The following is a 23766-nucleotide window of genomic DNA, read 5'->3' as shown; positions in this document are numbered from 1 at the left end:
CTGATATAGATTGCACTTCATGCTTGAACGAGCCCCAGAACAATGCCCGCTCGACGGGATTGGTATGCAGGCTGATCTCGTCGCCATTGAGTTCCGCCGTTTCGAGCTCACGCCAACGCAGTTCATTGTCATACCCGCTTACCGCAGCCGAATGTGTATGGGTAGCTGGCAACGCTGCATGCCCAGCGTGCCCCACGAAAACCGCGCCATTTCAGCAAACGTTGAAATAGGCAGAATTGGTGAAATTTTGACTTATTTCACTAAACTAACTAATTTCAGCAAACGCTGAAATATAGGTTTTCTATGAAAGAGATGATCACTCAAGCCCGCGAAGCCTTGCACCAGCTTCTGAGCCAGGTATCGATCATCGAGATCGAAAGCCTGGAGCAGAACGTTGCCGAGGCGACCGACGCTGCCGATCTGCTCGCTCACATCAAAACGGCGAAAACGGCACATACGTTGGTCTGCAAGGTGCTGCCCAACGGACAGCCGCGACACGTACGCAACGCCCTTCTGCAATTGCATGAACATGTCGCCTACAAAAAAAACTCCATCCCGGTACTTGTAGCCCCCTACCTGTCACCTGCGACCAGAGCAATGTGCCGCGATAAACAGGTGGGATTCCTCGACCTGCAAGGTAATGCCTGGATAGCGTTCGATGGGGTCTTTATCGAACGCCAGGTCACCGACAAGCCAACCACCGAGCACCGAGCGCTCAAATCCTTGTTCAAGCCTAAATCGGCACGACTGCTGCGCGCCATGCTGCGTGAACCAGAGAAAGCATGGCGAGTCACTGAGCTGGTCGAAGCTACCGGCGTGAGCTTGGGACACGTCAGCAATGTACGAACCGCCCTGCTGGATCGGGAATGGGCACGGACCACGAGCGCTGGCCTGTATCTATCTGCCCCCGACGAGTTGCTGGACGCCTGGAGCTCAGGCTACGAAGCCCCACTTGGCGAGCGAAAGCGCTTTTATAGCCCCTTGCATGGCTCCCTTCTAGAGGACGCAGCACGCCGCGCGTTCAATCAGGATTTAAAGGGCCATGGCTGTTTTTCTTCGTTCTCCGCCTCGAACTGGATCGCCCCTTACGCCCGGGTTGGCACATTGCATTTTTACGCCGATCACCAAGGGCTGGAGGTGCTGAAAGAGGCGCTACAGCTGACTCCAGTTACCAAAGGAGACAATATCGTCATTACCTTGCCGAAGGATAAAGCCCTACTCTTCGATACGGTTGAGCCCTCCCCCGGTGTCCTGTGCACCGACCCCATCCAAACCTATCTGGATCTTTCCATCGCAGGGGAGCGCGGACAAGAAGCCGCCCATTACCTACGACAGGAAAAATTCAGATGGAGCCAGTGATATCAAAAGAGCCGCAATCTGCGGCCGACTACGATGATCGGACCACCAACGCAGTCAAGACCGTGCTGGTGGAGATCGGCCAGATCCTTGGCAGCTTCCGCGGCAAGTTCGCGGTCATCGGCGGCGCCGTCCCTTGGCTGCTGCTCGCCAATGAGGATATGCAGCATGTGGGAACACTGGATATTGATCTGAGCCTGGATGCCGAGGCGCTGGGTGATGGGGAGTACGCGACATTGATCGGTACTCTGATGGGACATGGCTATCAGCAACGTGGCGAGCTGAGACGCTTTCAACTGAGCCGCCAGATCACCGTGCAGGAGGGCGATGCTCCCATCGACGTGATCGTAGACTTTCTAATGCCCCGCGATGCCGAGATCATTCGCAACGTGCCGCCGATCCTGAGTGACTTCGCGGTACAGCGTGCCGATGGTGCTGACCTGGCAATGCGTTTCTACCAAATGGTGGCTATTGAAGGCCCCATGCCAACGGGCGGTAAAAACCGCGTAGAAATCGCGGTGTGCTCCATTCCCGCCTTGCTGGCGATGAAGGGCTATGCGCTGGCCGGCCGACACAAACAGAAAGATGCCTACGACATCTACTATTGCGTTCGAAACTACCCTGACGGCATTGAAGCACTCGCTCGCGAATGCCGCCCGGTGCTGGAACGGGACAGTGGTGAGCAGGGGTTCCGATACATCGCCGATAAATTTGATGTGGTCGAAGGCTATGGGCCCACCTCCGTGCGCCGGTTTGTCGAGGACACGCAGATCCTGGGTGAGCGAACAGCGGATCAATGGCAACAGGATGCATTCGGGCAGGTGGATGCACTTCTACGTGAACTGGACTTGAGAAAATGAGGCTGCCTGGGTCATTCAACTGATCCTGAAACCAAGACACCATCCGCATTCCGGAGGTCCGGTTATGCCAAATTATGTGAAAAACCATAATTATGTTTTCCAGCATAATTTCACATATTTCCAAGCCCCAAATGACACGGCCCTCCTCACACAACCGTAAGCAGGGCCGATTTCATACCTTAGCCATCAGAAAAGGCCGAGCTCTTTCGCCTCAGTGATGCGCCCCCATCGTAGTCCCCCCCACCCCATCCGGCAGCTCGATGCTCACGTTCTGCATCATCCCCTGATCCTCATGATCAAGAATGTGGCAATGCAGCACGAACTCACCGATATAGCGCTGGTACCGAGTCCGCACATACAAGGTGTACATCCCGCTGCCATCCGTCTTGCCTTTGACGAACAACGTGTCTTTCCACACTCCTTTCATCCCCGCATATTGCGCGTCGTTCTTGTCCGTCTTGTCCACCGCACCCGGCTCACTGAGATCCACGCCATCCGGGCCGATGATTTTCTCGATCTGGAATGGGTTCACATGAATATGGAACGGATGACTGGCAAACGCCGATTGCAGGATCCAGGTTTGCGCATCCCCCAGCTTCAGATGACGATCGATCACCCCCGGCTGATAAGGCACGGCATTTTCCGCCGTAGTGCCCACGGCGAACTTGGTGTGGTTCGGGTCCTTGGTATCGATCAGGAACACCAGTTTCTGTTCACCCTTGATTTCGCTGTCGACAATGCTCGGGTGCGGGATGAACTTGTCAAAGCGCAGGTCTTTTTTCAGATCCGCCACCACCGTGGCCTTGATGTCCGCCGGCATGTTGCGCTCCGCCGCCGCCAGCAGTTCCTCAGTCAGGCGAGCCTTGGTGTTCGCCACTTTCTCCCCAGGGCCCACATCGACAAAGCCGAGCAATTGACGACCGTTGGCCTGCTGGCTGACCCCGCCTGAAGCCGTGGAAGGTTCATCCGTCACGCAGTAACGCCCAGGCTCGGGAAAGACGATCAGCAGATCGTTGCGATACCCCGGCTGCAGGGTGATGACCTGACGGCTCTGGGCCTGTTCCATGGTCAGGCCGTCGGAGGCGATCACCTGGTATTCGACCGGCTGGCCGGTGCATTGCTCTTCGATAAAATTGGCCGACGCCAGGGCCGCGATGCCCTTGTCACTGGCCGGCTTGGCGCTGTCCTTGAGTTTGCGGAACAGCGGCCGGATGGTGTCGCGAATCCCCGCGTGGACCAGGCGCCAGCGTTCTACCTCACCGGGCCGTGCATCGTCGAAGATCGGCTGGACCAGGCCGTTGACGCTGGTGTAGCGCCCCGAGTCGGGCCAACTGGAAGGCTGCAACTGGTCGAACGACTCGACAACCCCCACCTCGCCCGGTTTGCAGGTCCAGTCCAGGGTCATCTTGTCCTTGCCATCCTTGTCCTTGACGATATTGCCGTCCTTGTCCCTCACCGGCTTGTAGCGGAATTTGTCGGCCGTGTCCCGGCATGCATAGGGGATTTGCTGGAACACCAGCAAGCGTTCCTTGAAAGACTTGCCATCAGCGCCCTTGAGCAGGGTGTCGATATCGCCGTTGGTGTCGGCCGTCGGCTTGCGATCGCCGTGGATGATCAGCGCACCGGCCATGCCGCTGGCGACCTGGATCGCGGTGGAACCATGGCGATGCGGGTGATACCAGAAGGTGCCCGCCGGGTGGTCGGCCGGGATGTTGTATTCGTACTGGAAGCTGACCCCGGGGTTGATCGACAGCAGCACGTTGTCGCTGTTACCGGTGGGGCTGACCCACAACCCGTGGGAATGCAGGTTGGTGCCGTTGAAGCAGTGCGGCACGTCCGGCCTGCTGTCGTGGGCGGTGCAGCTGGGGTCGGGGGGCAACTGGTTGTTGAGGCTGATGCGGACGGTGTCGCCCGGCGTCACGTCGATGGTGGGGGCGATAAAGGGTGCCTTGGGGTCGACACCGGTGCCGACGTAGCTACGCAACATCACCGGCACTTGCGCGCCCGTGGCCGGATCGAATATCTCGTTCTTGGTGTACTTGATGATCAGGTCCAACTGCCGCTCACGCCCGACATGGGGTTGGGGTGCCAAGGGCGTGGGAGTGGACTTGAGCATCAACGTGCCCTCCACCACCTTGGCCGTCGGTGCCTGCTGTTCCAGGGGCGGCGGGTTGTTGAACAGCCGGGAGGCTTCCACTGCCTGTGCCGTGGTGGCGGCCCCCATCACTCCCAGGGCCAGCAGCCCCAGAGCGTACGGATAAAGGGGCCTGTCCTTGCGCATTCCTGTCATGGTGTTTCTCCTGCGGAGCAACCGTGAACTTCGTGGTTTTGGCACAGGAAAGAGGCGGGGAGCAGGCGCAATGGCATAAGCATCCAACAGCTGCAATCCGTGCAGGCATAAAGCTAGTACCTTATCCACGGAACGCAATGTCTATTGGGGTTTGCGCGTTTTTTTTGCCCGAAACGTTATCGCGCCACGGGCGACGCAAAACCTTCGAATGCCTGCCGCAAGGCCTTGGCATATTCGCGGCTGCCAAGGGTCATGCTGTTGATATGGTTACCGCCCTTTATCAGCAGCAATTGTTTGGGCTGCACGGCAGCTTCATACAGGGCCTGGCTGAAGCGCGAGGGGACATAGGGATCGTCGGTGCCATGGACGATCAGCACCGGGATATCGATCTGGTTGATCTTGTCGATGGAGTCGAATTTCTCCGAGAGAATCCAGCTGACCGGCAGCGAGGTCGGGATCGCCGCCCGGGCCGCATCGCCCAGGTCGGTAAAGGTCGACTCGATGATCAAGCCCGTGGCCTTGGGCGCCGCCTTGTCGCCGGCCAGACGTTCGGCGAGGTCCACCGCCACCGCGCCACCCAGGGAGTGGCCGTAGATATAACGTTTGTGGACATCGGGTTGCAGTTGCACCAGGCGCTTCCAGGCATTGTCCGCGTCCTGGTAGACGCTGCGCTCGGAAGGCAGGCTGCCGGGGCTGTCGCCGAAACCGCGATAGTCGATGGCCAGCACCGAGAAACCCAGGTCGCGCAATTGGGTGATCCGCCCGACCTGCGCCGTCAGGTTCCAACGGGTGCCGTGCAGGTAGAGGATGGCCGGCGCATTCGCCCGGCTCGACGGCCACCACCAGGCATGCAGATAGTCGGAACCGGCCAGCCCGTCGCTGATGGGAATCCGCAGCTCCCTGACCCCCGCCGGTACGCCGCTGAACCAGCTCGCCGTGCCTGGCTGGACATTGAACAGCAACTCGCGCTCTTTATAAGCCAGCCGCGAACAGCCATAAGGCAGCCCGACGGCAAGAAAAACCGCCAGCAATCCCAGGGACAACCAGCGGCGACGGGCGATAAAGGTTCTGAGGGTCATGGCGCCCGGGTCTCGCTTGCAAGGAATGCATTGGCTCACAAAGCCGACAGATTACTCGCAAGCGCGCGCACAAACAAAAACGCCCCGAACCAGTCGGGGCGTTTTTTTTCAACCTGGGATCAGGTCGCTACAGCCATGTCGCTCGATCAGAACACGTTGATCGGGTAGTCGACGAACACACGTACTTCGTTACCGCCCACGTTGTACTCGCTGGATTTCTCCGAGACACGCAGGATCGAGCTACGCAGCTTCACGCTCAGGTCTTTCGCCGGGCCACTCTGGACCACGTATTTGACCTGGTTGAAGAACTCGCGCTCGGTACCACCGGTGCTGGTGGAGGTGGTGATGTTGTCGCCACGGACGTAGGCCACGTTGTAGGTCAGGCCAGGAACGCCGAAGGTGGCGAAGTCCAGACCGTAGCCCACCTGCCAGGAACGCTCGTCAGCAGCGTTGAAGTCCGACCAGTAGGAGTTCGCCAGGTTGATGGTGTTGCCACCGTCGCCAACGCGACCCTGACCTTGCTGGTAACCGCCGTACGGGTAGCCCAGCACGCTCGAACCGGTGCTGCTCTGGTGGGCGATGGTGAACGAGTGAGCGCCGAGGGCGTAGGTAGCAGCCAGGCTCCAGATCTTGTTGTCGCGACCTTGAGCGTTCTGCTCCGCGGCGTAGCCACGGTCCAGCTGGGTGCGGTAGCCGTTGAAGTCCAGGGTCAGGGACTGGTCGGACGCAATCGGGAACACGTAGTTCAGGTTCAGGTACTGCTTCTTCAGCACTTCGTCGACGTCGGAAGCGTACAAGGCTGCCTTGAACTGATCGGTGAACTGGTAGCTACCACCCAGGATGTCGATGCCTTTCAGGCCACCGCTGTCACGACCTTCGGCGCTCTTGCGCGATTCGGCGGTGAAGTGACCGGCATTCAGTTCCAGGCCTTTGATCTCTTTGGAGGTGATCAAGGTACCGGTGTAGCTTTCCGACAGCAGGCGGGAGTTGTCGTAGTTCAGCAGCGGCAGAGCCGGCATCTGGTCACCGTAGGTCAGCACGGTGTTGGACAGACGGAATTTAACCGCGGCGCCGCCCTGAGCCAGGTCCTTGGCCGGGTTGCCGTTGTTGTCCTTCTTGAAGAAGTCGATGCCTTGCGCGCCGGTTTCGCCGCGACCGCCGTCCAGACGCACAGCGTACTGGCCGAAAGCATCAACACCCACACCTACGGTGCCTTGGGTGAAGCCGGACTTGAAGGTAGCGATAGCCGCTTGGCCCCATTCGATCTTGTCGTCGGCGCCGCTTTTGTAATCGCGGTTGATGTAGGCGTTACGCAGCAGGACGTTCAGGTGGCTGTCGTCAACGAAACCCTTGGAGTCCGATTGGTCACTGGCCATGGCCTGGGTAGCGCCGAGGATGCCCAATGCGAGCAGGCCGATCCGTTTGTTCAACATGTTTTATTCCTTAATCTCTGGATGAAACGCCCTGCGGCTTCGAGCTGAAATGTTGTGTTGATGCTTCACGCAAAAACAAAAAGACCCGCCTGCAATGAATGCAGCGGGCCTTTTATTATTTTAAGTGTATGGCGTATAGCCACAGGCGTAGGGCGAATCCTATCCGCGACACGAGTATTGTGTCAATTTCGTGAAACACCTGAGAATAGAAGGGATTAGCGAGACAACCTCGAAAAAAGGCATATCCGCCACCGACCGTCCTTTATCTCCGGGCGACGTCGCTTTCCCCTCATGACCTCGCCTGTTTCAGGACGAACACCCCTCCAGGCCACAGGATGGCCCCGTGGCGGCCGGGGTGGCGGGCGCCAGCGATTGACTGAGCCAGGCGACGAAGGCGTCGGGTTTGCCCAGGTAAGGACCGATATCGATCAGGCTGAAACGCCCCTCCTGCTCCAGCGCCAGGGTCGGAAAACCCTGGCCGCCGACCCGGGACAACAAGGCACGGCTTTGCTTGAAATGTTCCACCGCCACCGCATCGCTGTTCCGCTCAAAAGCGGCCTTGAACGCTTGCGCTTCAAAGCCCAGTTCGGCGGCCAACGCCAGCAGGACCTCCACATCGGCCAGGCGCTGCCCCTCGACGTAGTGCGCGGTCTGCTGGCGGCCCAGCATCTCCAGCCCGCGCCCTTGCAGTTGTTCAGCCGCGAGGACTGCACGGGTCGGCGGCGTGGAATCGAAGATCGCCGACGAGTCACGCAGCAACCCCTCGAAATAGCCCTGGCCAAACGGTTGGCCGGTGTACTCGGCAATCCGCCGGTCGTGGGGCATGACGTAGTCGCGCAGGTTAGAGGAGACGAACTGGCGGTTGTTACCGGCCATCATGCCGCCGCCATGCAAGGCCACGGGCAACACCTGACTGGCGGCCTGGATCAGCGGTTTGGCGCCGTAGCACCAGCCGCACAAGGGATCGTAGATGTAGTGAAGGACGCTCGTGGCAGCCATGGAGATCTCCCGAAGGTATCAATGAGTTCGATACCTCCAGACTAGTCGCTGGCGGCCCATCGAAAAACGCCGGAATGACTCCTGGTTTATTGCGCAAACCGGTCGAATCAACCGACCCGCCCCCCAGGGAACAGCCATAAAAAAACGCCGCTGCCCGGATCGCTCCGGCCAGCGGCGTTTTTCTGCAAAGTCCTTTTAACCCTGTAAAACCCCGAGCAAGACCTCCAATTCAGCATCGCTGAACAAGCCTGCGGGGTAACGGTCGGTAATCATCCGACGAGGATCCTGAGCACGGGTGGTACGCGTTCCATTGCTTTTCAACCACTGAGCCAGGACTTGAAGCGACTCGCTCGTCACCGACAGAGGGTGCGAAACCCGCTCACTGGCTACGTTCATCTCAGCGCTCTCCTGGTTCATGAGCGGCTAACTTACTTAAGGTTTATGACAGAACGTTGAATTGTAGAAAACGCTCCGTCATATAAACCAAGCCGATACAAGAGCTATGCCAAAGTGCCAGTTCAGCAGTCGGAAAACCAAAAAAAACCCGCAGTCTGTAAGGGCTGCGGGTTTGACAGGGGGTCGCTTAACGGTGATTGAAAAGTGCCATCATTTGTAGCAATGCCTCTTTTGTTACAACTTCACTCAACCTTTGTGTGGTGCAGGTTGTTGTTGTGTAAGGCAATGGATATTTCCGCCCCCCAGTAACAACTCGCGCCCTGGCACCATCACCACCTCGTGTTGGGGGAACAGGTTCTGCAGGATTTCCTTGGCCACGCTGTCCTGCGGGTCATCGAAGCTCGGCGCGATGATGCCGCCGTTGACGATCAGGAAGTTCACGTAGGAGCCGGCCAGGCGCACCGAGGGATTACGCTCCTGACTGCCCGCCACCGCGTCCACTCCGGCGCACTCCTCTTCAGTGGCATACAGCGGCCCCGGAATCGGCATTTTGTGCACTGTAAAGGTGCGCCCCTTGGCATCACGGCTGCTTTCCAGCACCTTCATGGCCGCCTGGCAGCGTGGGTAGTTCGGGTTTTGCGGATCGTCGGTCCAGGCCAGTAACACCTCACCCGGGCGCACGTAGCAGCAGAAGTTGTCCACATGGCCGTCGGTTTCATCGTTGAACAAGCCGTCCGGCAGCCAGATCACCTTGTCCACCGCCAGGTGCTCGGCAAGCACCTGCTCGATGGCTTCGCGGGTCAGGTGCGGGTTGCGGTTGCGATTGAGCAGGCATTCCTCGGTGGTGATCACCGTGCCTTCGCCGTCGACATGGATCGAGCCGCCTTCGAGCACGAAGCCTTCGGTCTGGTAACGCGGGCAGCGCTCGATTTCGAGGATCTTGCCGGCTACCTGTTCGTCGCGGTTCCACGGCGCATAGAGGCCGCCGTCGAAGCCGCCCCAGGCATTGAAGCCCCAGTTGACGCCGCGCACTTCACCCTGGTCGTTGATGACAAAGGTCGGGCCGCTGTCGCGGACCCAGGCGTCGTCGCTGGACATTTCCACCAGACGGATATTCGGCACGTCGAGACGCGCCCGGGCGTTTTCATACTGAGCGGCGGACACCGCCACCGTTACCGGTTCGAAACGCGCAATGGCCCGGGCCACGGCGGCATGGGCGGCCTGCGCCGGCTTGCCGCCCAGGCGCCAGTTGTCCGGGCGCTCGGGCCAGATCATCCAGGCCTGGGTTTGTGGCGCCCATTCGGCGGGCATATGGAAGCCGTCGGCGCGTGGTGTGCTGTTCAAAGTGGTCATGGCGATCAGGACTCCAGGGATCCGTCGAGGGTTTTCAGTGCGCCGTACAGGTTCGGTCGGCGGTCGCGGAACGAGCCCCAGGCACTGCGTATGTGTTCCAGTTCATCAAGGTCGAAGCGGTGGACCAGGATGCCTTCTTCGGTTTCGTTGAGTTCTTCGACCTTCTCGCCGAATTGATTGGCGATGAATGAGGAGCCGTAGAAGGTGATGTCGTAGCCGTCCTGCTCTTCGTTGCCGATGCGGTTGCTGGCGATCAGCGGCATCAGGTTGGCGCCGGCATGACCTTGTTGCACGCGCTGCCAGTGGTCACGCGAAGAGATGCTCTTGTCGTGCGGCTCGCTGCCGATGGCGGTCGGGTAGAAGAGGATTTCCGCGCCTTGCAGGGCCATGCTGCGGGCGCATTCGGGGAACCACTGGTCCCAGCAGATGCCCACGCCGATCTTCGCGTAGCGGGTGTCCCACACTTTGAAACCGGTGTCGCCCGGATTGAAGTAGTACTTCTCGTGGTAGCCAGGGCCGTCCGGGATATGGCTTTTTCGATAAACCCCGAGGTTGCTGCCATCGGCGTCGATGATCGCGATGCTGTTGAAGCGCGCACGGCCGGCCAGTTCGAAGAAGCTGATGGGCAGCACCACTTGCAGTTCTTTGGCAACCTTCTGGAAGTGCTTGATGGCGATGTTGTCTTCCACCGGGGTCGCCAGTTGCAGGTAGTCCGGGTTCGGCTTCTGGCAGAAGTACGGGGTTTCGAACAGTTCCTGGATCAGGATGATCTGCGCGCCTTTGGCGGCCGCTTCGCGCACCAGTTTCTCGGCGGTTTCGAGATTGGCTTCGAGATCCCAGGAACAGGCCATCTGGGTGGCGGCAACGGTAACGATACGACTCATGGATCATCTCCTGGGCGAATGCGGTGGGCGATTCTAGGCATCGACCGATGACAGATTGAGAATAGCCGGGCGTGATGGGTCCGGCCAAGGTGATGGCGACTTTATAGCCGATAAAAATCGGCTTTTAAAGATAAAAAATTAAAAATAGATGTATCGGATGTTATTTTTACCGATAAGAATCGAGATTTATGTTGACTGATCTATCGCTATCGCCGGCAAGCCGGCGATGCTTTTTACAGGCCTTCGTCGAGCACCTTGGACAGCATGTCGACAAAGAAATCCACGCTACGACGACTGGTACACATCGGCGGCTTGATCTTGAGGATGTTGAGGTAGTCGCCGGTCGGTTGCATGAAGATCCCCAGTTCACGCAGGCGATCGCACAGCAGCGCGGTCTCTTCGGTCGCCGGCTCCAGGGTTTCGCGGTTGCGGATCAGCTCCGCGCCGAGGTAGAAACCGGAACCGTGCACCGCGCCCACCAGCGGATAGCGGTCGATCAGTGCCTCCAGGCGCTCCTTGAAATAGTCGCCCACCACCTGGGCGTTTTCCCAGAGTTTTTCCTCGGCCATCACGTCGAGCACGGCGATGCCGATCCGGCAACTGACCGGGCTGCCGCCGGAAGACGAGAAGAAATAACCCTCGGCCTCCAGCGCCTCGGCGATCTCCCGGCGGGTGATCACCGCGCCCAGGGGCTGGCCGTTGCCCATGCCCTTGGCCATGGTGATGATATCCGGCACCACGCCCTGCTCCTCGAAACCCCAGAAGAACTTGCCCATGCGTCCGTAGCCGACCTGCACCTCATCGGCGATACACACGCCGCCCTGGGCCCGGACCAGCGCATAGACCTGCTGCAAGTAACCCGGCGGCAACGAGATACCGCCGGCATTGCCATACACCGGCTCGCAGATAAAGCCCGCCAACTGGCGATTTTCTTCCGCCAGCCTGGCCAGGTTGTGTTCCACGCTGCGCACGTAGTCCGGCGCACTGGCGCTGCCGCGGTACGCCCCACGATAGGTGTTGGGTGCGGTCACCGGATGCACCCAGTCCGGGCGGCTGCTCAGGGCCTTGGGGTTGTCGGCGATGGAAGTGGACACCGCATCCGCCGCCACCGACCAGCCGTGGTAGGCCTCCAGCACGCTGAGCATGTCGCGTCCGCCGCTGTAGGCCCAGGCCAGGCGAATCGCCAGGTCGTTGGCCTCGGTGCCGCTGTTGACCAGGAACACCCGGTCCATGGCGTCCGGCGCCAGGGCCAGCAGTCGTTCGGAGAACTCGGTCACGGCGGCGTAGTGGAAGCGCGAGTTGGTATTGAGCAGCGACCACTGCCGCGCCGCCTCGGCGGCCATGCGCGGATGACCGTGGCCCAGCACGGCGACGTTGTTGAGCATGTCCAGGTAGGAACGGCCCTGCATGTCGATCAGGTGATTGCGCCAGCCGCGCTCGATGCGCGGCGGGTCGACATAGTAGTGCTTTTGTGTGCGGGCGAAGCTGGCGTCCCGGCGGGCCAGCAGGTCCGCCGAGTCCAGCTCGGGCTCGGCATCGCAGGCCAGTCCCAGCAAGGTCGCCGGCGACGGGCACAACGCCTGCCAGGCGGCGGCCCGCGACGGTGTACAAAACAACGGTGGAGTGAGATCGGCGTGGCGGCACAGTTGCACCCGCAGAGCACCGCCGGCCTCGCCCAGTACCTGGCCCTTGACCACGGCGGCACCGGACCTGAGGGACGCCTTCACGCCCCACAGCCGCACGCTCAGTTGCGCGCTGGCCAATAGCAGGGCGCCATCGGCCATGATCCGCAGGGTCCCGGCAAATGGCGACTCCACGGTGGTGCCGCCCGGTACCTGCAAGTCCACATGCAAGGGAAAGGTGTCCGGCTCGCTGGCGCTGTCGGGCCGGGTGCGCGACAGGCGATATTGTCCGTAGCGACTGGCCGCCAGGCCATGGGCCGCAGCCGCCTCGGCCAGCAAGCGTTCGTCGATGCCGCTCTGCTCCCAGTTTCCCGCCTCGAAATGCGGGCTGAGCACACCCAGGTCGATCAAGGCGAACTCGCGGCCCACCAGCCCGGGCAGCAAGGGCGCGAAACCCTCGCCGGCGACCGGCGCCAGGCGCTCTTCGACGGCCGTCAGGATCGCGGCCTCCATCAGTTCAAATGGCACCGAGGTCGCCACCTGGAAGATTTCCCACTCGTGGGCCAGGTTATCGCGACTGTAGGTGTTGCCCGGGTCGATGCCGACCTGCTGTTCGCCGCTGAGCACCAGCACCGCCGCCCGCGCCACGATCAACGGCCAGAGTGCGAGCAGTTCTTCGCGTTGCAATGGGTTGACCGCGTGATAGGCCTGGAGCGCCGGCAGAATCACAAAGGGGTCGCCTTCGGCATGGTGCAGCAGCGCCGCGCAGGTCACCGACAGGTCGGCGATGCGCCAGGTCCGGACCAGATCGCCGAAGTCGATCACGCCCTGCAGTTGCCAGTGGCGCTGGGCATCACGGCGCCAGACCACGTTGTCGTCAGTGATATCCAGATGAATGGCCTGGACCGGCAAGGCCTCGACCAGAGGCTGCAGACGGTGCCGGGCCTGTGCGGCGGCGTCACGAACCCGCGTTTGCTGATCCGTATCCTTAAGCACCGGCAGCAGGTGCTCGATCAATGCGGCAGCATGCTGGGGATCCCATTGCAGGGTGCGCGTCAAGCCCGGGTGCTGGAAGTCGGCCAGGGCCAGGTCCATTTGCCCGCAGAGTTGCCCCAGGCCCACCACCAGGTCACGGCCCAGATGCTTGAGATGGGTCAGCGACTGGCCTTCGATATACTCCAGCAATCGCACGTGCACAGGCTGGCCGTCCAGCACCAGGGACAGCAGGTCCTGGCCGTTGCGCGCGGCAATCACCCGCGGCACCCGCAAGCCGGCGCGCCCCTCCAGGTGAGCCAGGCCGGCATGCTGGGCCTGTAATTCCAGCGTGGCGTAGTCGCCATGGCAGATTTTCAGGACAAAACGGCCTTGGTCGCTGTCGACACGGTAATTGACGTCCTGTTGGCTACCCAGTGCCTGCAGCGTTCCAGAGAGGCCATAGTGCTCCTCAAGCAGGTTCAGCGCCTGCTGCGCCGAGACATTCGGGCTGGGCAGGCTGGCGCGGTGAATCAACGTGGTGAGCAACATGGAACGACTCCCTGAAGTTTTTATTGGCTGCCTATATCGCCATTGGTGCCGCCAAGACGCAAGTACGGCACTAAAGTCAGCCGTCTGAAAATGGATACATCGCCATCGCACTTGCACCGCCGAACGCCTACCCACAAGCTATGCTCCATCCAGCTTGAGTCTGCTTAAGAAAGAAGGCACACCGATATGCGAATTCTAGTCACCGGCGGTGCCGGTTTTATTGGCTCGGCCCTGATCCGGCACCTGATCCGCCATACCGAGCACGAGGTCCTTAACCTGGACAAGCTCACCTACGCCGGCAACCTGGAATCACTGAGCAGCATCGCCACGGACAGCCGCTATGAGTTCGTCCAGGCCGATATCGTCGACCAGGCCACCGTCAGCGCGGTGCTGGCGCGCTTCGAACCCCATGCCATCATGCACCTGGCAGCCGAATCCCACGTCGACCGCTCCATCGACGGCCCGTCGGACTTTATCCAGACCAATATCGTCGGCACCTACAGCCTGCTGGAAGCCGCCCGTGGCTACTGGTCGAAACTGCCCGAACCCGAAAAAAGCGCGTTCCGCTTCCACCATATTTCCACCGACGAAGTGTATGGCGACCTGCACGGCGTCGATGACCTGTTCACCGAAAACACCCCGTACGCCCCCAGCTCGCCGTACTCCGCGAGCAAGGCGGCGTCCGATCACCTGGTCCGCGCCTGGCACCGCACCTACGGCCTGCCGGTGCTGCTGACCAACTGCTCGAACAACTACGGCCCGTTCCACTTCCCGGAAAAGCTGATCCCGCTGGTGATCCTCAACGCCCTGGCCGGCAAGCCGCTGCCGGTATATGGCGACGGTCTGCAAGTGCGCGACTGGCTGTATGTCGAAGACCACGCCCGCGCCCTGTTCAAGGTAGTGACCGACGGCGTGGTGGGCGAGACCTACAATATCGGCGGCCATAACGAGCAGAAGAATATCGATGTGGTACGCGGGATCTGCGGCCTGCTGGAAGAGCTGGCGCCGACGCGCCCGGCCGGCGTGGAAAAATTCGCCGACCTGATCACCTTCGTCAAGGATCGCCCGGGCCACGACCTGCGCTATGCCATCGACGCCGGCAAGATCGAGCGCGAGCTGGGCTGGACCCCTGAGGAAACCTTCGAAAGCGGTCTGCGCAAGACCGTGCAGTGGTATCTGGAGAACCTGGAATGGTGCCGTCGCGTCCAGGATGGTAGCTATCAAGGAGAGCGCCTCGGCGCGCTTGACCATAAGGAACTCTTGGCATGATGAAAGGCATTGTCCTCGCGGGCGGCTCGGGTACCCGGCTGCACCCGATTACCCTCGGCGTTTCCAAGCAACTGCTACCGATCTACGACAAACCGATGATCTACTACCCGATCTCGGTGTTGATGCTGGCCGGCATCCGCGAAATCCTGGTGATCTCCACGCCCCAGGACCTGCCGCAATACCGCAACCTGCTGGGCGACGGCAGCCAGTTCGGGGTGCACCTGAGCTATGCCGAACAGCCGTCCCCGGACGGTCTGGCCCAGGCGTTCCTGATCGGTGAAGACTTTATCGGCGACGATCCGGTGTGCCTGATCCTGGGCGACAACATCTTTCACGGCCAGCATTTTGGCGACCAGTTGAAACACGCCGCGCGGCGGCCGAGCGGTGCGACGGTCTTCGGCTACTGGGTCAAGGACCCGGAACGCTTCGGTGTGATCGATTTCGACAGCGAAGGTCGTGCCCTTTCCATCGAGGAAAAACCGGCCAAGCCGAAGTCCAGCTATGCGGTCACCGGCCTGTATTTCTATGACAACGACGTCATCAAGGTGGCCAAGGCGGTCAAGCCTTCGCCTCGCGGCGAGCTGGAAATCACCGACGTCAACAACGCCTACCTCAAGCGCGGCGATCTGCATGTCGAACGCTTCGGGCGCGGCTTTGCCTGGCTCGATACCGGCACCCACGACAGCCTGCTGGAAGCCTCGCAGTACGTGCAGACCATCGAGCATCGCCAGGGCCTGAAAGTCGCTTGCCTGGAAGAGATCGCCTACCAGAACGGCTGGATCGACCGTGAGTATCTGCTGGAGCGGGCCAAATACTTCGGCAAGACCGGTTATGGGCAATACCTGTATACCGTCGCGGGAGAACACCGATGAAAGCAACGCCGACCCGCCTGCCAGGGGTGCTGATTCTCGAACCCAAGGTCTTTGGTGACGAGCGCGGTTTTTTCTATGAAAGCTTCAATGCCCGGGCGTTCCAGGACGCGACGGGACTCGACGTTTCGTTCGTCCAGGACAACCACTCGCGCTCGCAGCAAGGGGTCCTGCGCGGCCTGCATTACCAGTTGGAAAACACCCAGGGCAAGCTGGTGCGGGTGATTGCCGGTGAAGTACTGGATGTGGCCGTGGACATTCGCCGCAGCTCAGCCCATTTTGGCCAGTGGGTGGCGGTGCGCCTGTCCGCCGAAAACAACCGCCAACTGTGGATACCCGAGGGGTTCGCCCACGGCTTCGTGGTCCTCAGCGAGTCCGCCGAGTTCCTCTACAAGACTACCGACTACTACACCCCCAGCGCCGAACGCTGCATTCGCTGGGACGATCCAAGCCTGGCCATCGACTGGGAGTTCGCCGGTGTCCCCCAGCTGTCGGCGAAGGACCTGAACGGTAAAACCCTGCACGAGGCCGACTTGTTCGAATGAGTACTTCAGCCCTGAAAATCCTTATCAGCGGCCAGCACGGCCAAGTCTCCCGCGCACTGCAACAGCGGCTCGCCGATCTGGGCGAACTGATTGTCCTGGGCCGCGACCAGCTCGACCTGGCGCACCCGGAGCAGATTCGCCAACAGGTCCGCGCCCTGCGCCCCGACCTGATCATCAACGCGGCGGCCTACACCGCCGTCGACCAGGCCGAAAGCGAACCCGACCTGGCATTCGCCATCAACGCCACGGCGCCGGGCATCTTCGCCCAGGAAGCCGCCCACCTGGGCGTGCCGCTGATCCATTATTCCACCGACTATGTGTTCGACGGCAGCAAGGAAGAACCCTACACCGAAGACGACCCGACCCACCCGTTGAGCGTCTACGGCGACAGCAAGCTGACCGGCGAGCGGGCCATCGCCGCGGCCCGGGGCCAGCACCTGATCCTGCGCACCAGTTGGGTCTACTCCAATCACGGGCGCAATTTCCTGTTGACCATGCAACGGTTGTTGCAGGAAAAGCCGGAGCTGCGCATCGTCGCCGACCAGATCGGCGCGCCGACCTGGGCCGGCACCATCGCCAACAGCACCCGGGCCCTGATCGAACGCTGGCAGGCCGGCCACGCCGGGGCCTGGGGCACCTATCACCTGACCGCCAGCGGTGAAACCTCCTGGTTCGGTTTTGCCCAGGCCATCGGCGAGCAACTGCTGGCCCTGAACAAGCCCTGCGCCCTGATCGAAGCCATCCCCTCCAGCGCCTACCCGACGCCTGCCCGCCGGCCGCTGAACTCGCGCCTGGATTGCAGCCGCCTGTTGCGCGAATGGCAGGTTGCCCAGCCCGACTGGCACACTGCATTACGCGAGTGTCTTGCAGAGCAGGGCTGAGACATAATGCGTCGGACTCTACCGGCGCATTCTCTTCATGATCACGAGCCCCACCCTTCCCCGCAGACCCCGCTGGCGCAGCCTCGCCCTGCTGTTCCTGTGCCTGGCGCCGCTGCTGTGGCCGCTGGAGCACCTGGCCGAGCGCTACTACCGCAACGAACTGGTCAGCCAGAACCGCCAGACCCTCGACCTCTATGTCGCCAACCTGCTGGGCACCCTGCACCGCTATGAGGTCCTGCCGCAAATCCTCGGCGACCTGCCGGCCCTGCGCGACGCCCTGGCAGAGCCGGACCAGAGCCTGCGCCTGACCAATGCCAACAACCTGTTGGAGAGTATCTGCGCCCAGACCGGCGCCGAAGTGATGTACCTGATGGACACCAACGGCAAGACCCTGGCGGCCTCCAACTGGGACAAACACGACAGCTTCGTCAATCGCAACTTCGCCTTCCGCCCCTACTTCACCGAAGCCATGGCCGGGCGCCTGGGGCGTTTCTTCGGTCTCGGCACCACGTCGGGCAAACGCGGCTACTTCTTTGCCGCGGCCGTGCATGAAGGGCAAAAGATCATCGGCGTGCTGGTGGTCAAGGTTGATCTGGACCGCACCGAAAGCCTCTGGGGCAGGACCCCGGAGCAGTTGATGATGACCGATCATAACGGCGTGGTCATTCTCACCTCGCACTCCGAATGGCGCTTCCGCTCGACCCGCGTGCTCAGCGAACAGGAACGCGATGCGATCACCGCCGTGCAACCTTACCCGACCCGCAATCCCCAGCCCTTGAACATCAACCCCGATGCCTGGCTGACCCAGACCCAGCAGATCGAGGAAACCGGCTGGAACGTGAGCATCCTCGCGCCGCGGACCCTGGTCGACCGTCCGGTGCGCACCGTCGTCGCGGTCGGCGGCGCAACCCTGCTGGTGCTGATGCTGCTGCTCGGCCTGATGATGCAACGGCGCCGTCATTACCTGGAGCGGATCGCCTTCGAGGCCAAGGCCCGACGCGAGCTGGAAATGCGCGTCGCTGAACGGACCAGCGACCTGGAAGGCCTCAACCGTCGTCTCAAACAGGAAGTGCTGGAGCGCGAACACGCCCAGCAGGAACTGGTGCGCGCCCAGGATGACCTGGTCCAGGCCGGCAAGCTCTCGGCCCTGGGTACCATGTCGGCGAGTATCAGCCACGAACTCAACCAGCCGCTGGCGGCAATCCGCAGCTACGCGGAAAACGCCGAAGTACTGCTCGACCACCAACGCACCGACGACGCTCGCGGCAACCTCAAGCTGATCAGCGAACTGACCGGACGCATGGCCTCGATCATCGCCCACCTGCGCGCCTTCGCCCGCCGCGACCGGCATGCCCCGGAAAGCGTGGCCCTGCAACCGGCCCTGGACGATGCCCTGGCCTTGCTGGCCAAGCGCCGGCGGGCCATGGAAGTCGAACTGATCCGCGACCTGCCGGCGGCGGCCCTGTGGGTCCAGGCCGGCGAAACCCGGCTACGCCAGGTGCTCGGTAATCTGCTGGCCAACGCCCTCGATGCCCTGACTGAGAAGGGCCCGCCGCGTAAGCTCTGGCTGAGTGCGCAATCTTCCGAACAGGGCGTCAGCCTGACGATTCGCGACAATGGCCCGGGCTTCTGCCTGGAAGCCCTGGACCGCGCCGGCGAGCCGTTCTACACCACCAAGACGCGGACCCAAGGCCTGGGCCTGGGGCTGGCGATCTGCGATTCGCTGATGCGCGCCTTCGGTGGCGAGTTACTGTTTGCCAACCACCGCGACGGCGGCGCCTTGATCACCCTGCGGATGCGCGCCGGCGCGCCCGGGGTCAGCTTGCAACCACCCGAGGACTCGAGTGTATGAAAATCGACCACCAGATCCAGGTGGTGCTGATCGACGACGATCCCCACCTGCGCCAGGCCCTGAGCCAGACCCTGGACCTGGCCGGCTTGAAGATCCTGCCGCTGGCCGAAGCCCAGGGCCTGGCCGCGCAGATCGAGCGCGACTGGCCAGGCGTGATCGTCAGCGATATCCGCATGCCGGGCATGGATGGCCTGGAGCTGCTCAAGGAGCTGCATGACCAGGACCCGGAACTGCCGGTGCTGCTGATCACCGGTCACGGCGATGTGCCCCTGGCCGTAGAGGCCATGCGGGCCGGCGCCTATGACTTCCTCGAGAAGCCCTTCGCCAGCGATGCTTTGCTCGACAGCGTACGCCGGGCCCTGGCCTGGCGCCGCCTGGTGCTGGACAACCGCAGCCTGCGCCTGGCGTTGAGTGACCGCCAGGAACTCAGTGCGCGACTGGTCGGGCACTCGCCGCTGATGCTGCGCCTGCGCGAACAGATCGGCGCCCTGGCGGCGACCCGCGCCGATGTGTTGATTCTCGGCGAGACCGGCGCCGGCAAGGAGGTCGTGGCGCGGGCGCTGCACGACCTGTCGAACCGCCGCAACGGTCCCTTTGTGGCGATCAACGCCGGGGCACTGGCCGAGTCGGTGGTGGAAAGCGAGCTCTTCGGCCATGAACCGGGGGCCTTTACCGGGGCGCAGAAACGCCGGATCGGCAAGTTCGAATTCGCCAATGGCGGCACCCTGTTCCTCGATGAAATCGAAAGCATGAGCCTGGACGTACAGGTCAAGCTGCTGCGGCTGTTGCAGGAGCGGGTGGTCGAACGCCTCGGCGGCAACCAGCAGATCCCCCTGGATATCCGCGTGATCGCCGCCACCAAGGAAGACCTGCGCCAGGCGGCAGACCAAGGGCGCTTCCGGGCTGACCTGTACTACCGCCTGAATGTCGCGCCGCTGCGGATTCCGCCCCTGCGCGAACGCGGTGAAGACGCGCTGATACTGTTCCAGTACTTTGCCGACGAAGCCAGCGCGCGCCATGGCCTGCCGCCCCATACCCTGCAACCGGCGCAACGCGGCCTGCTGTTGCGGCATACCTGGCCGGGCAATGTCCGCGAACTGCAAAATGCCGCGGAGCGCTTCGCCCTGGGCCTGGAACTGGCCCTGGACAACACGCCGGAAAATCTCGATACGAACATTGCCGGGCACCCGGGCGGCAACTTGAGCGAGCAGGTGGAGCACTTCGAGAAATCCCTGATCGCCGCCGAACTGGCACGCGCTCACGGCTCGCTGCGCAGCCTGGCCGAAGCCTTGGGTATTCCGCGCAAGACTCTGCACGACAAGCTGCGCAAACACGGTTTGAGCTTCGACAGCGTCGGCACCGCCGCCAGCGACGAACTCGAATGAATCACCGCCAAGAGGTCAGTGCATGAACCGCGACAGTCGTTACCTGGAATCCGTTCTCCATCACGATATTCCGCTTACCCGCGACATGAAGCTGAAGGTCCTGGATTGGCAGGCCGGGCAGTTGCGCCTGCACCTGCCGCTGGAACCCAACGTCAACCACAAGAGCACCATGTTCGGTGGCAGCCTCTATTGCGGCGCGGTGCTGGCCGGCTGGGGCTGGTTGCACCTGAGCCTGCGCGAGGCCGGGATCGAGGATGGGCATATCGTGATCCAGGAAGGGCAGATCGGTTATCCACTGCCGGTGACGGGGGATGCCCAGGCGATCTGTGATGCACCGCAGGAAAAGGTCTGGAAGAAATTCCTGGCCACTTACCAGCGTTATGGACGGGCGCGGTTGACCCTGGAGACGCGGGTGGTGAATGAGGGCAGTGAGGACGCGGCGGTGCGTTTCAGCGGGCAGTACGTGCTGCACCGCTGAGGAGTGCGGCGGTGTCCGTGTAGACGGCGCAAGGCTGCGAGGCCTCTTCGCGGGCAAGCCTGCTCCCACAGGGTTCGGCGCTGCTTTCAGCTACGCAACAAGTCCGGCAGCTGCCCACGCCACTGCGCATTGGCCGGCAACGCCAGGAAAAACGGATTGAGCAATGATTCGCGCGGCGGATAGCTGAAGCGTTCGCCGCTCAACTCCAGCACCTCGCCGCCCGCGCCTTCCAGCACGCCCTGGGCCGCCGCCGTATCCCACTGCGAAGTCGGCGCCAGGCGCGGATAAAAGTCCGCCGCGCCTTCAGCCAGCAGGCAGAACTTCAACGAACTGCCGATATTTGCCAACGCCAGTTCCCCCAAGCTACTGCTCAGCCCCGCCAACAATTTTTCCTGCTCCGGGCTCGAATGCCGGCGACTGGCAACCACGGTAAACGCCTCGCCCGCCGCCGGCACGTCACGTACCCGGATCGGCAGCGGCGCCGCGTCGGCATCCGCACGCCAGGCGCCCAGGCCGGCACCGCCGAAATAGCAGCGACCATTGGTCGGCATCGACACCACGCCAAACACCACTCGGCCCTGCTCGATCAGGGCAATGTTCACCGTGAACTCTTCGCTACCGGCGATAAATTCCTTGGTGCCGTCCAACGGGTCCACCAGCCACCAGCGCTGCCAGCCGGCCCGCACGGCCAGGGCGATATCGGCGTCCTCTTCGGACAACACCGGGATGCTCGGGTCCAGCGCCGTCAACCCATCGAGAATCAGGTGATGGGCAGCGATATCGGCGGCGGTCACCGGCGAGGCATCGGCCTTGTCCATGACCTGCACATTCGCCCGCCAGAACGGCAGGATCACCTCGCCGGCGCGGCGCGCCAGGTCGATCACCGGGGCCAGGTAGGGGTGCGGCAGATTCGAAAAAAACTCACTCACGATTGAAAAACTCCACGCTGGGTCAACAGGTCTCGCGCCAGGTACAACGCCGCCAGGGCCCGCCCCTCGCTGAACTGCGGGTTCTGCACCAGGGCGGACAACTCACGCAGATTGACGCGCTCGACCCGCATCGGCTCCGGCTCGTCGCCTTCCAGGCGCTCTTCATACAGGTCAGTGGCCAGGACCACCTGGATCTTCTGGCTCATATAACCGGGCGACAAGGACAGTTCGGTCAGGTGCTCCAGTTGCCGCGCGCCATAACCGGCTTCTTCCTTGAGTTCACGCTCGGCCGCCGCCAGCACGTCCTCGCCCGGCTCGATCAGACCCTTGGGCAGGGACAGCTCGTACTCGTCGGTGCCGCCGCAATACTCCTCCACCAGCAGGGCATGCTCGGCATCGATCATCGCCACGATCATCACCGCCCCGTAACCGGCGCCTCGGCCGACCAGGCGCTCGTAGGTCCGCTCAACGCCATTGGAAAAGCGCAGTTGCACTTCTTCGACACGGAACAAACGGCTGCTGGCGACGATTTCGCGGGCGAGGACGGTGGGTTTCTGGCGCATGGGGCGGCTCCTGGGCGTGAACGGGTTACTATACCGTGGCTTTTCCGATTGTCTGTGTCGGATATCCTTTACCGTTCGAGAAGTTTCCCATGCCCTCATTGCCCTGGCGCGACATCGACACCGTTCTGCTGGATATGGACGGCACCCTGCTGGACCTGCACTACGACAACCATTTCTGGATGGAGCACCTGCCCCAGCGGTATGCCGATCTGCATGGTGTCAGCCGGGAACTGGCCGAGCAGGAGCTGACGCCGTTGTTCAGGGACCATGCCGGCCAGTTGAAGTGGTACTGCCTGGACTTCTGGAGCGCCGAGTTGAAGCTGCCGGTGCGTGAGTTGAAGCTGGAGACGGCCCATCTGATTGCGCTGCGCCCGGATGCCGATACCTTCCTGGCAGCCATCCGTCGGGCTGGCAAGCGGGTCATCCTGATTACCAACGCCCACCGCGATTCCTTGTCATTGAAGCTGGAGCGCATCGAACTGGCGCCGTATTTCGAGCGTTTGATCAGTTCCCATGACTACGGTTTCGCCAAGGAAGACCCGCAGTTCTGGGACGCCTTGCAGGCCGATATCGACTTCGACCCGGCCCGCAGCCTGTTTATCGACGACACCTTGCCGATCCTGCGCAGCGCCCGGCGCTTCGGCGTGGCGCACTTGCTCGCGGTCAGCGAGCCGGACAGCCGTAAGGGCCCCAAGGACACCGAGGAATTCAACGCCGTAGGTGATTACCGGACCTTGATCGAAGGCCTGGAATAAGCAAGTTCGAAGCCAGGCGCGCTAGAATCCCCGGCTGTACAGCCCGCGGAGCGACGATGGACATCAAACAGCTGAAATTCCTGATTGCCCTGGACGAGACCCGACACTTCGGCCAGGCGGCAGCGCGCTGCCACATCACTCAGCCGACGCTGTCCATGCGCCTGCGCAGCCTGGAAGAAGAACTCGACCTGCAACTGGTCAACCGCGGCCAGCGTTTCGAAGATTTCACCGCCCCTGGCGAACGGGTCCTGGCCTGGGCTCGTACCGTGCTGGCGGCCTACGACGGCCTGCAGGCCGAAGCCGCCGCCTGTCGCGGCAATCTGGTCGGTACCCTGCGCCTGCAACCCATCGCCGAAGCCCGGACCCTGGCCCGCCTCGGCCTGATCATGCGCCGGGGAGCACCACGCTCGGCCTTGGCGGAAGCCTGTTTCGCCCTCCACCAAC

Annotated in this window: 21 protein-coding genes and 1 pseudogene; 12 read left to right on the top strand and 10 right to left on the bottom strand. The window is 62.0% G+C overall.

The annotated features are described in order from the left end of the window. The first annotated feature begins 19 nt into the window (after positions 1 to 19). From M5C71_RS29780 to M5C71_RS29770, 3 genes are read left to right on the top strand one after another with little or no spacing between them, the layout of a single operon-like run. Positions 20 to 289 (top strand): hypothetical protein, encoded by a 270-nt coding sequence (locus M5C71_RS29780; RefSeq protein WP_177104465.1) that lies wholly within the window; start codon positions 20 to 22, stop codon positions 287 to 289. A gap of 14 nt (positions 290 to 303) precedes the next feature. Continuing rightward, positions 304 to 1359, top strand: a complete 1056-nt coding sequence (locus M5C71_RS29775) for a type IV toxin-antitoxin system AbiEi family antitoxin (protein WP_248769404.1) — start codon at positions 304 to 306, stop codon at positions 1357 to 1359. Next, positions 1347 to 2216 carry a nucleotidyl transferase AbiEii/AbiGii toxin family protein gene (locus tag M5C71_RS29770; protein ID WP_248769403.1) on the top strand — a complete coding sequence of 290 codons (870 nt, stop codon included), beginning with the start codon at positions 1347 to 1349 and terminating at the stop codon, positions 2214 to 2216. The genes M5C71_RS29775 and M5C71_RS29770 overlap by 13 nt, the downstream gene beginning before the upstream one ends. A 211-nt stretch (positions 2217 to 2427) precedes the next feature. On the opposite strand, the gene M5C71_RS29765 is transcribed toward M5C71_RS29770, so the two are convergent. From M5C71_RS29765 to M5C71_RS29730, 8 genes are all read right to left on the bottom strand, one after another. After that, positions 2428 to 4506 carry a multicopper oxidase family protein gene (locus M5C71_RS29765; protein WP_248769402.1) on the bottom strand — a complete coding sequence of 693 codons (2079 nt, stop codon included), beginning with the start codon at positions 4504 to 4506 and terminating at the stop codon, positions 2428 to 2430. Between the two features lie 176 nt (positions 4507 to 4682). Beyond that, entirely contained in the window at positions 4683 to 5585 is a 903-nt protein-coding gene (locus tag M5C71_RS29760) for an alpha/beta fold hydrolase (RefSeq protein WP_103495405.1), read from the bottom strand. A 146-nt stretch (positions 5586 to 5731) separates the two neighbouring features. After that, positions 5732 to 7018, bottom strand: coding sequence for an OprD family porin (locus M5C71_RS29755; protein WP_248769401.1), 1287 nt, complete (start codon positions 7016 to 7018; stop codon positions 5732 to 5734). Positions 7019 to 7324: 306 nt separating this feature from the next. After that, positions 7325 to 8017 carry a DsbA family protein gene (locus M5C71_RS29750; RefSeq protein WP_103495407.1) on the bottom strand — a complete coding sequence of 231 codons (693 nt, stop codon included), beginning with the start codon at positions 8015 to 8017 and terminating at the stop codon, positions 7325 to 7327. 195 nt (positions 8018 to 8212) lie between these two features. Next, positions 8213 to 8413, bottom strand: a complete 201-nt coding sequence (locus M5C71_RS29745) for a hypothetical protein (RefSeq protein ID WP_103495408.1) — start codon at positions 8411 to 8413, stop codon at positions 8213 to 8215. A 246-nt stretch (positions 8414 to 8659) separates the two neighbouring features. Further along, a complete protein-coding gene (aguA, locus tag M5C71_RS29740) occupies positions 8660 to 9766 on the bottom strand; it encodes an agmatine deiminase (protein ID WP_248769400.1) in 1107 nt (368 codons plus the stop codon). Positions 9767 to 9771: 5 nt separating this feature from the next. Then, a complete protein-coding gene (gene aguB, locus M5C71_RS29735) occupies positions 9772 to 10650 on the bottom strand; it encodes an N-carbamoylputrescine amidase (protein WP_103495410.1) in 879 nt (292 codons plus the stop codon). 233 nt (positions 10651 to 10883) lie between these two features. Further along, a complete protein-coding gene (locus M5C71_RS29730; protein ID WP_248769399.1) occupies positions 10884 to 13796 on the bottom strand; it encodes an aminotransferase in 2913 nt (970 codons plus the stop codon). 186 nt (positions 13797 to 13982) lie between these two features. Here M5C71_RS29730 and rfbB point away from each other — a divergent pair, with 186 nt between their 5' ends. From rfbB to M5C71_RS29695, 7 genes are read left to right on the top strand one after another with little or no spacing between them, the layout of a single operon-like run. After that, positions 13983 to 15065: a dTDP-glucose 4,6-dehydratase gene (gene rfbB / locus M5C71_RS29725; protein WP_103495412.1), complete on the top strand. Its 1083-nt coding sequence runs from the start codon at positions 13983 to 13985 to the stop codon at positions 15063 to 15065. Further along, positions 15062 to 15937: a glucose-1-phosphate thymidylyltransferase RfbA gene (gene rfbA, locus M5C71_RS29720; RefSeq protein ID WP_103495413.1), complete on the top strand. Its 876-nt coding sequence runs from the start codon at positions 15062 to 15064 to the stop codon at positions 15935 to 15937. Before rfbB ends, rfbA begins: the two co-directional genes overlap by 4 nt. Next, a complete protein-coding gene (gene rfbC / locus M5C71_RS29715; protein WP_103495414.1) occupies positions 15934 to 16479 on the top strand; it encodes a dTDP-4-dehydrorhamnose 3,5-epimerase in 546 nt (181 codons plus the stop codon). Before rfbA ends, rfbC begins: the two co-directional genes overlap by 4 nt. Then, the gene (gene rfbD, locus M5C71_RS29710) at positions 16476 to 17360 is read left to right on the top strand and encodes a dTDP-4-dehydrorhamnose reductase (protein WP_103495415.1); all 885 of its coding nucleotides are present in this window, start codon (positions 16476 to 16478) and stop codon (positions 17358 to 17360) included. The genes rfbC and rfbD overlap by 4 nt, the downstream gene beginning before the upstream one ends. Before the next feature lie 37 nt (positions 17361 to 17397). Beyond that, on the top strand, positions 17398 to 19212 hold the full coding sequence (locus tag M5C71_RS29705; RefSeq protein ID WP_103495416.1) for an ATP-binding protein: 1815 nt from the start codon (positions 17398 to 17400) through the stop codon (positions 19210 to 19212). Further along, entirely contained in the window at positions 19209 to 20597 is a 1389-nt protein-coding gene (locus tag M5C71_RS29700) for a sigma-54 dependent transcriptional regulator (protein ID WP_103495417.1), read from the top strand. The genes M5C71_RS29705 and M5C71_RS29700 overlap by 4 nt, the downstream gene beginning before the upstream one ends. 22 nt (positions 20598 to 20619) lie before the next feature. Continuing rightward, a complete protein-coding gene (locus M5C71_RS29695) occupies positions 20620 to 21075 on the top strand; it encodes a YiiD C-terminal domain-containing protein (RefSeq protein ID WP_103495418.1) in 456 nt (151 codons plus the stop codon). A gap of 86 nt (positions 21076 to 21161) precedes the next feature. On the opposite strand, the gene cysQ is transcribed toward M5C71_RS29695, so the two are convergent. Then, on the bottom strand, positions 21162 to 22004 hold the full coding sequence (gene cysQ, locus M5C71_RS29690) for a 3'(2'),5'-bisphosphate nucleotidase CysQ (protein WP_103495419.1): 843 nt from the start codon (positions 22002 to 22004) through the stop codon (positions 21162 to 21164). Then, positions 22001 to 22567 carry an ADP compounds hydrolase NudE gene (gene nudE, locus M5C71_RS29685; RefSeq protein ID WP_103495420.1) on the bottom strand — a complete coding sequence of 189 codons (567 nt, stop codon included), beginning with the start codon at positions 22565 to 22567 and terminating at the stop codon, positions 22001 to 22003. The genes cysQ and nudE overlap by 4 nt, the downstream gene beginning before the upstream one ends. Before the next feature lie 89 nt (positions 22568 to 22656). Between nudE and yrfG the strand changes: the two genes are divergently transcribed. Continuing rightward, complete coding sequence (yrfG, locus tag M5C71_RS29680) at positions 22657 to 23322, top strand: GMP/IMP nucleotidase (RefSeq protein ID WP_103495421.1); 666 nt, start codon at positions 22657 to 22659, stop codon at positions 23320 to 23322. A gap of 56 nt (positions 23323 to 23378) precedes the next feature. Next, a pseudogene (locus tag M5C71_RS29675) lies at positions 23379 to 23663 on the top strand (LysR family transcriptional regulator); the annotation flags it as partial. Between the last annotated feature and the right edge of the window lie 103 nt (positions 23664 to 23766).

This window comes from Pseudomonas sp. MWU12-2345, assembly GCF_023242385.1.
GTDB lineage: Bacteria > Pseudomonadota > Gammaproteobacteria > Pseudomonadales > Pseudomonadaceae > Aquipseudomonas > Aquipseudomonas gingeri_D.
The sequence above is the reverse complement of the archived record's forward strand: the minus strand, read 5'-3'. Positions and strand labels throughout refer to the sequence as shown.

Bases quoted from the DNA above. Each gene is read 5' to 3' on its own strand.
- M5C71_RS29780 (WP_177104465.1), top strand. From the start codon at position 20: ATGCTTGAACGAGCCCCAGAACAATGCCCGCTCGACGGGATTGGTATG.
- M5C71_RS29775 (WP_248769404.1), top strand. From the start codon at position 304: ATGAAAGAGATGATCACTCAAGCCCGCGAAGCCTTGCACCAGCTTCTG.
- M5C71_RS29770 (WP_248769403.1), top strand. From the start codon at position 1,347: ATGGAGCCAGTGATATCAAAAGAGCCGCAATCTGCGGCCGACTACGAT.
- M5C71_RS29765 (WP_248769402.1), bottom strand. From the start codon at position 4,506: ATGACAGGAATGCGCAAGGACAGGCCCCTTTATCCGTACGCTCTGGGG.
- M5C71_RS29760 (WP_103495405.1), bottom strand. From the start codon at position 5,585: ATGACCCTCAGAACCTTTATCGCCCGTCGCCGCTGGTTGTCCCTGGGA.
- M5C71_RS29755 (WP_248769401.1), bottom strand. From the start codon at position 7,018: ATGTTGAACAAACGGATCGGCCTGCTCGCATTGGGCATCCTCGGCGCT.
- M5C71_RS29750 (WP_103495407.1), bottom strand. From the start codon at position 8,017: ATGGCTGCCACGAGCGTCCTTCACTACATCTACGATCCCTTGTGCGGC.
- M5C71_RS29745 (WP_103495408.1), bottom strand. From the start codon at position 8,413: ATGAACGTAGCCAGTGAGCGGGTTTCGCACCCTCTGTCGGTGACGAGC.
- aguA (WP_248769400.1), bottom strand. From the start codon at position 9,766: ATGACCACTTTGAACAGCACACCACGCGCCGACGGCTTCCATATGCCC.
- aguB (WP_103495410.1), bottom strand. From the start codon at position 10,650: ATGAGTCGTATCGTTACCGTTGCCGCCACCCAGATGGCCTGTTCCTGG.
- M5C71_RS29730 (WP_248769399.1), bottom strand. From the start codon at position 13,796: ATGTTGCTCACCACGTTGATTCACCGCGCCAGCCTGCCCAGCCCGAAT.
- rfbB (WP_103495412.1), top strand. From the start codon at position 13,983: ATGCGAATTCTAGTCACCGGCGGTGCCGGTTTTATTGGCTCGGCCCTG.
- rfbA (WP_103495413.1), top strand. From the start codon at position 15,062: ATGATGAAAGGCATTGTCCTCGCGGGCGGCTCGGGTACCCGGCTGCAC.
- rfbC (WP_103495414.1), top strand. From the start codon at position 15,934: ATGAAAGCAACGCCGACCCGCCTGCCAGGGGTGCTGATTCTCGAACCC.
- rfbD (WP_103495415.1), top strand. From the start codon at position 16,476: ATGAGTACTTCAGCCCTGAAAATCCTTATCAGCGGCCAGCACGGCCAA.
- M5C71_RS29705 (WP_103495416.1), top strand. From the start codon at position 17,398: ATGATCACGAGCCCCACCCTTCCCCGCAGACCCCGCTGGCGCAGCCTC.
- M5C71_RS29700 (WP_103495417.1), top strand. From the start codon at position 19,209: ATGAAAATCGACCACCAGATCCAGGTGGTGCTGATCGACGACGATCCC.
- M5C71_RS29695 (WP_103495418.1), top strand. From the start codon at position 20,620: ATGAACCGCGACAGTCGTTACCTGGAATCCGTTCTCCATCACGATATT.
- nudE (WP_103495420.1), bottom strand. From the start codon at position 22,567: ATGCGCCAGAAACCCACCGTCCTCGCCCGCGAAATCGTCGCCAGCAGC.
- yrfG (WP_103495421.1), top strand. From the start codon at position 22,657: ATGCCCTCATTGCCCTGGCGCGACATCGACACCGTTCTGCTGGATATG.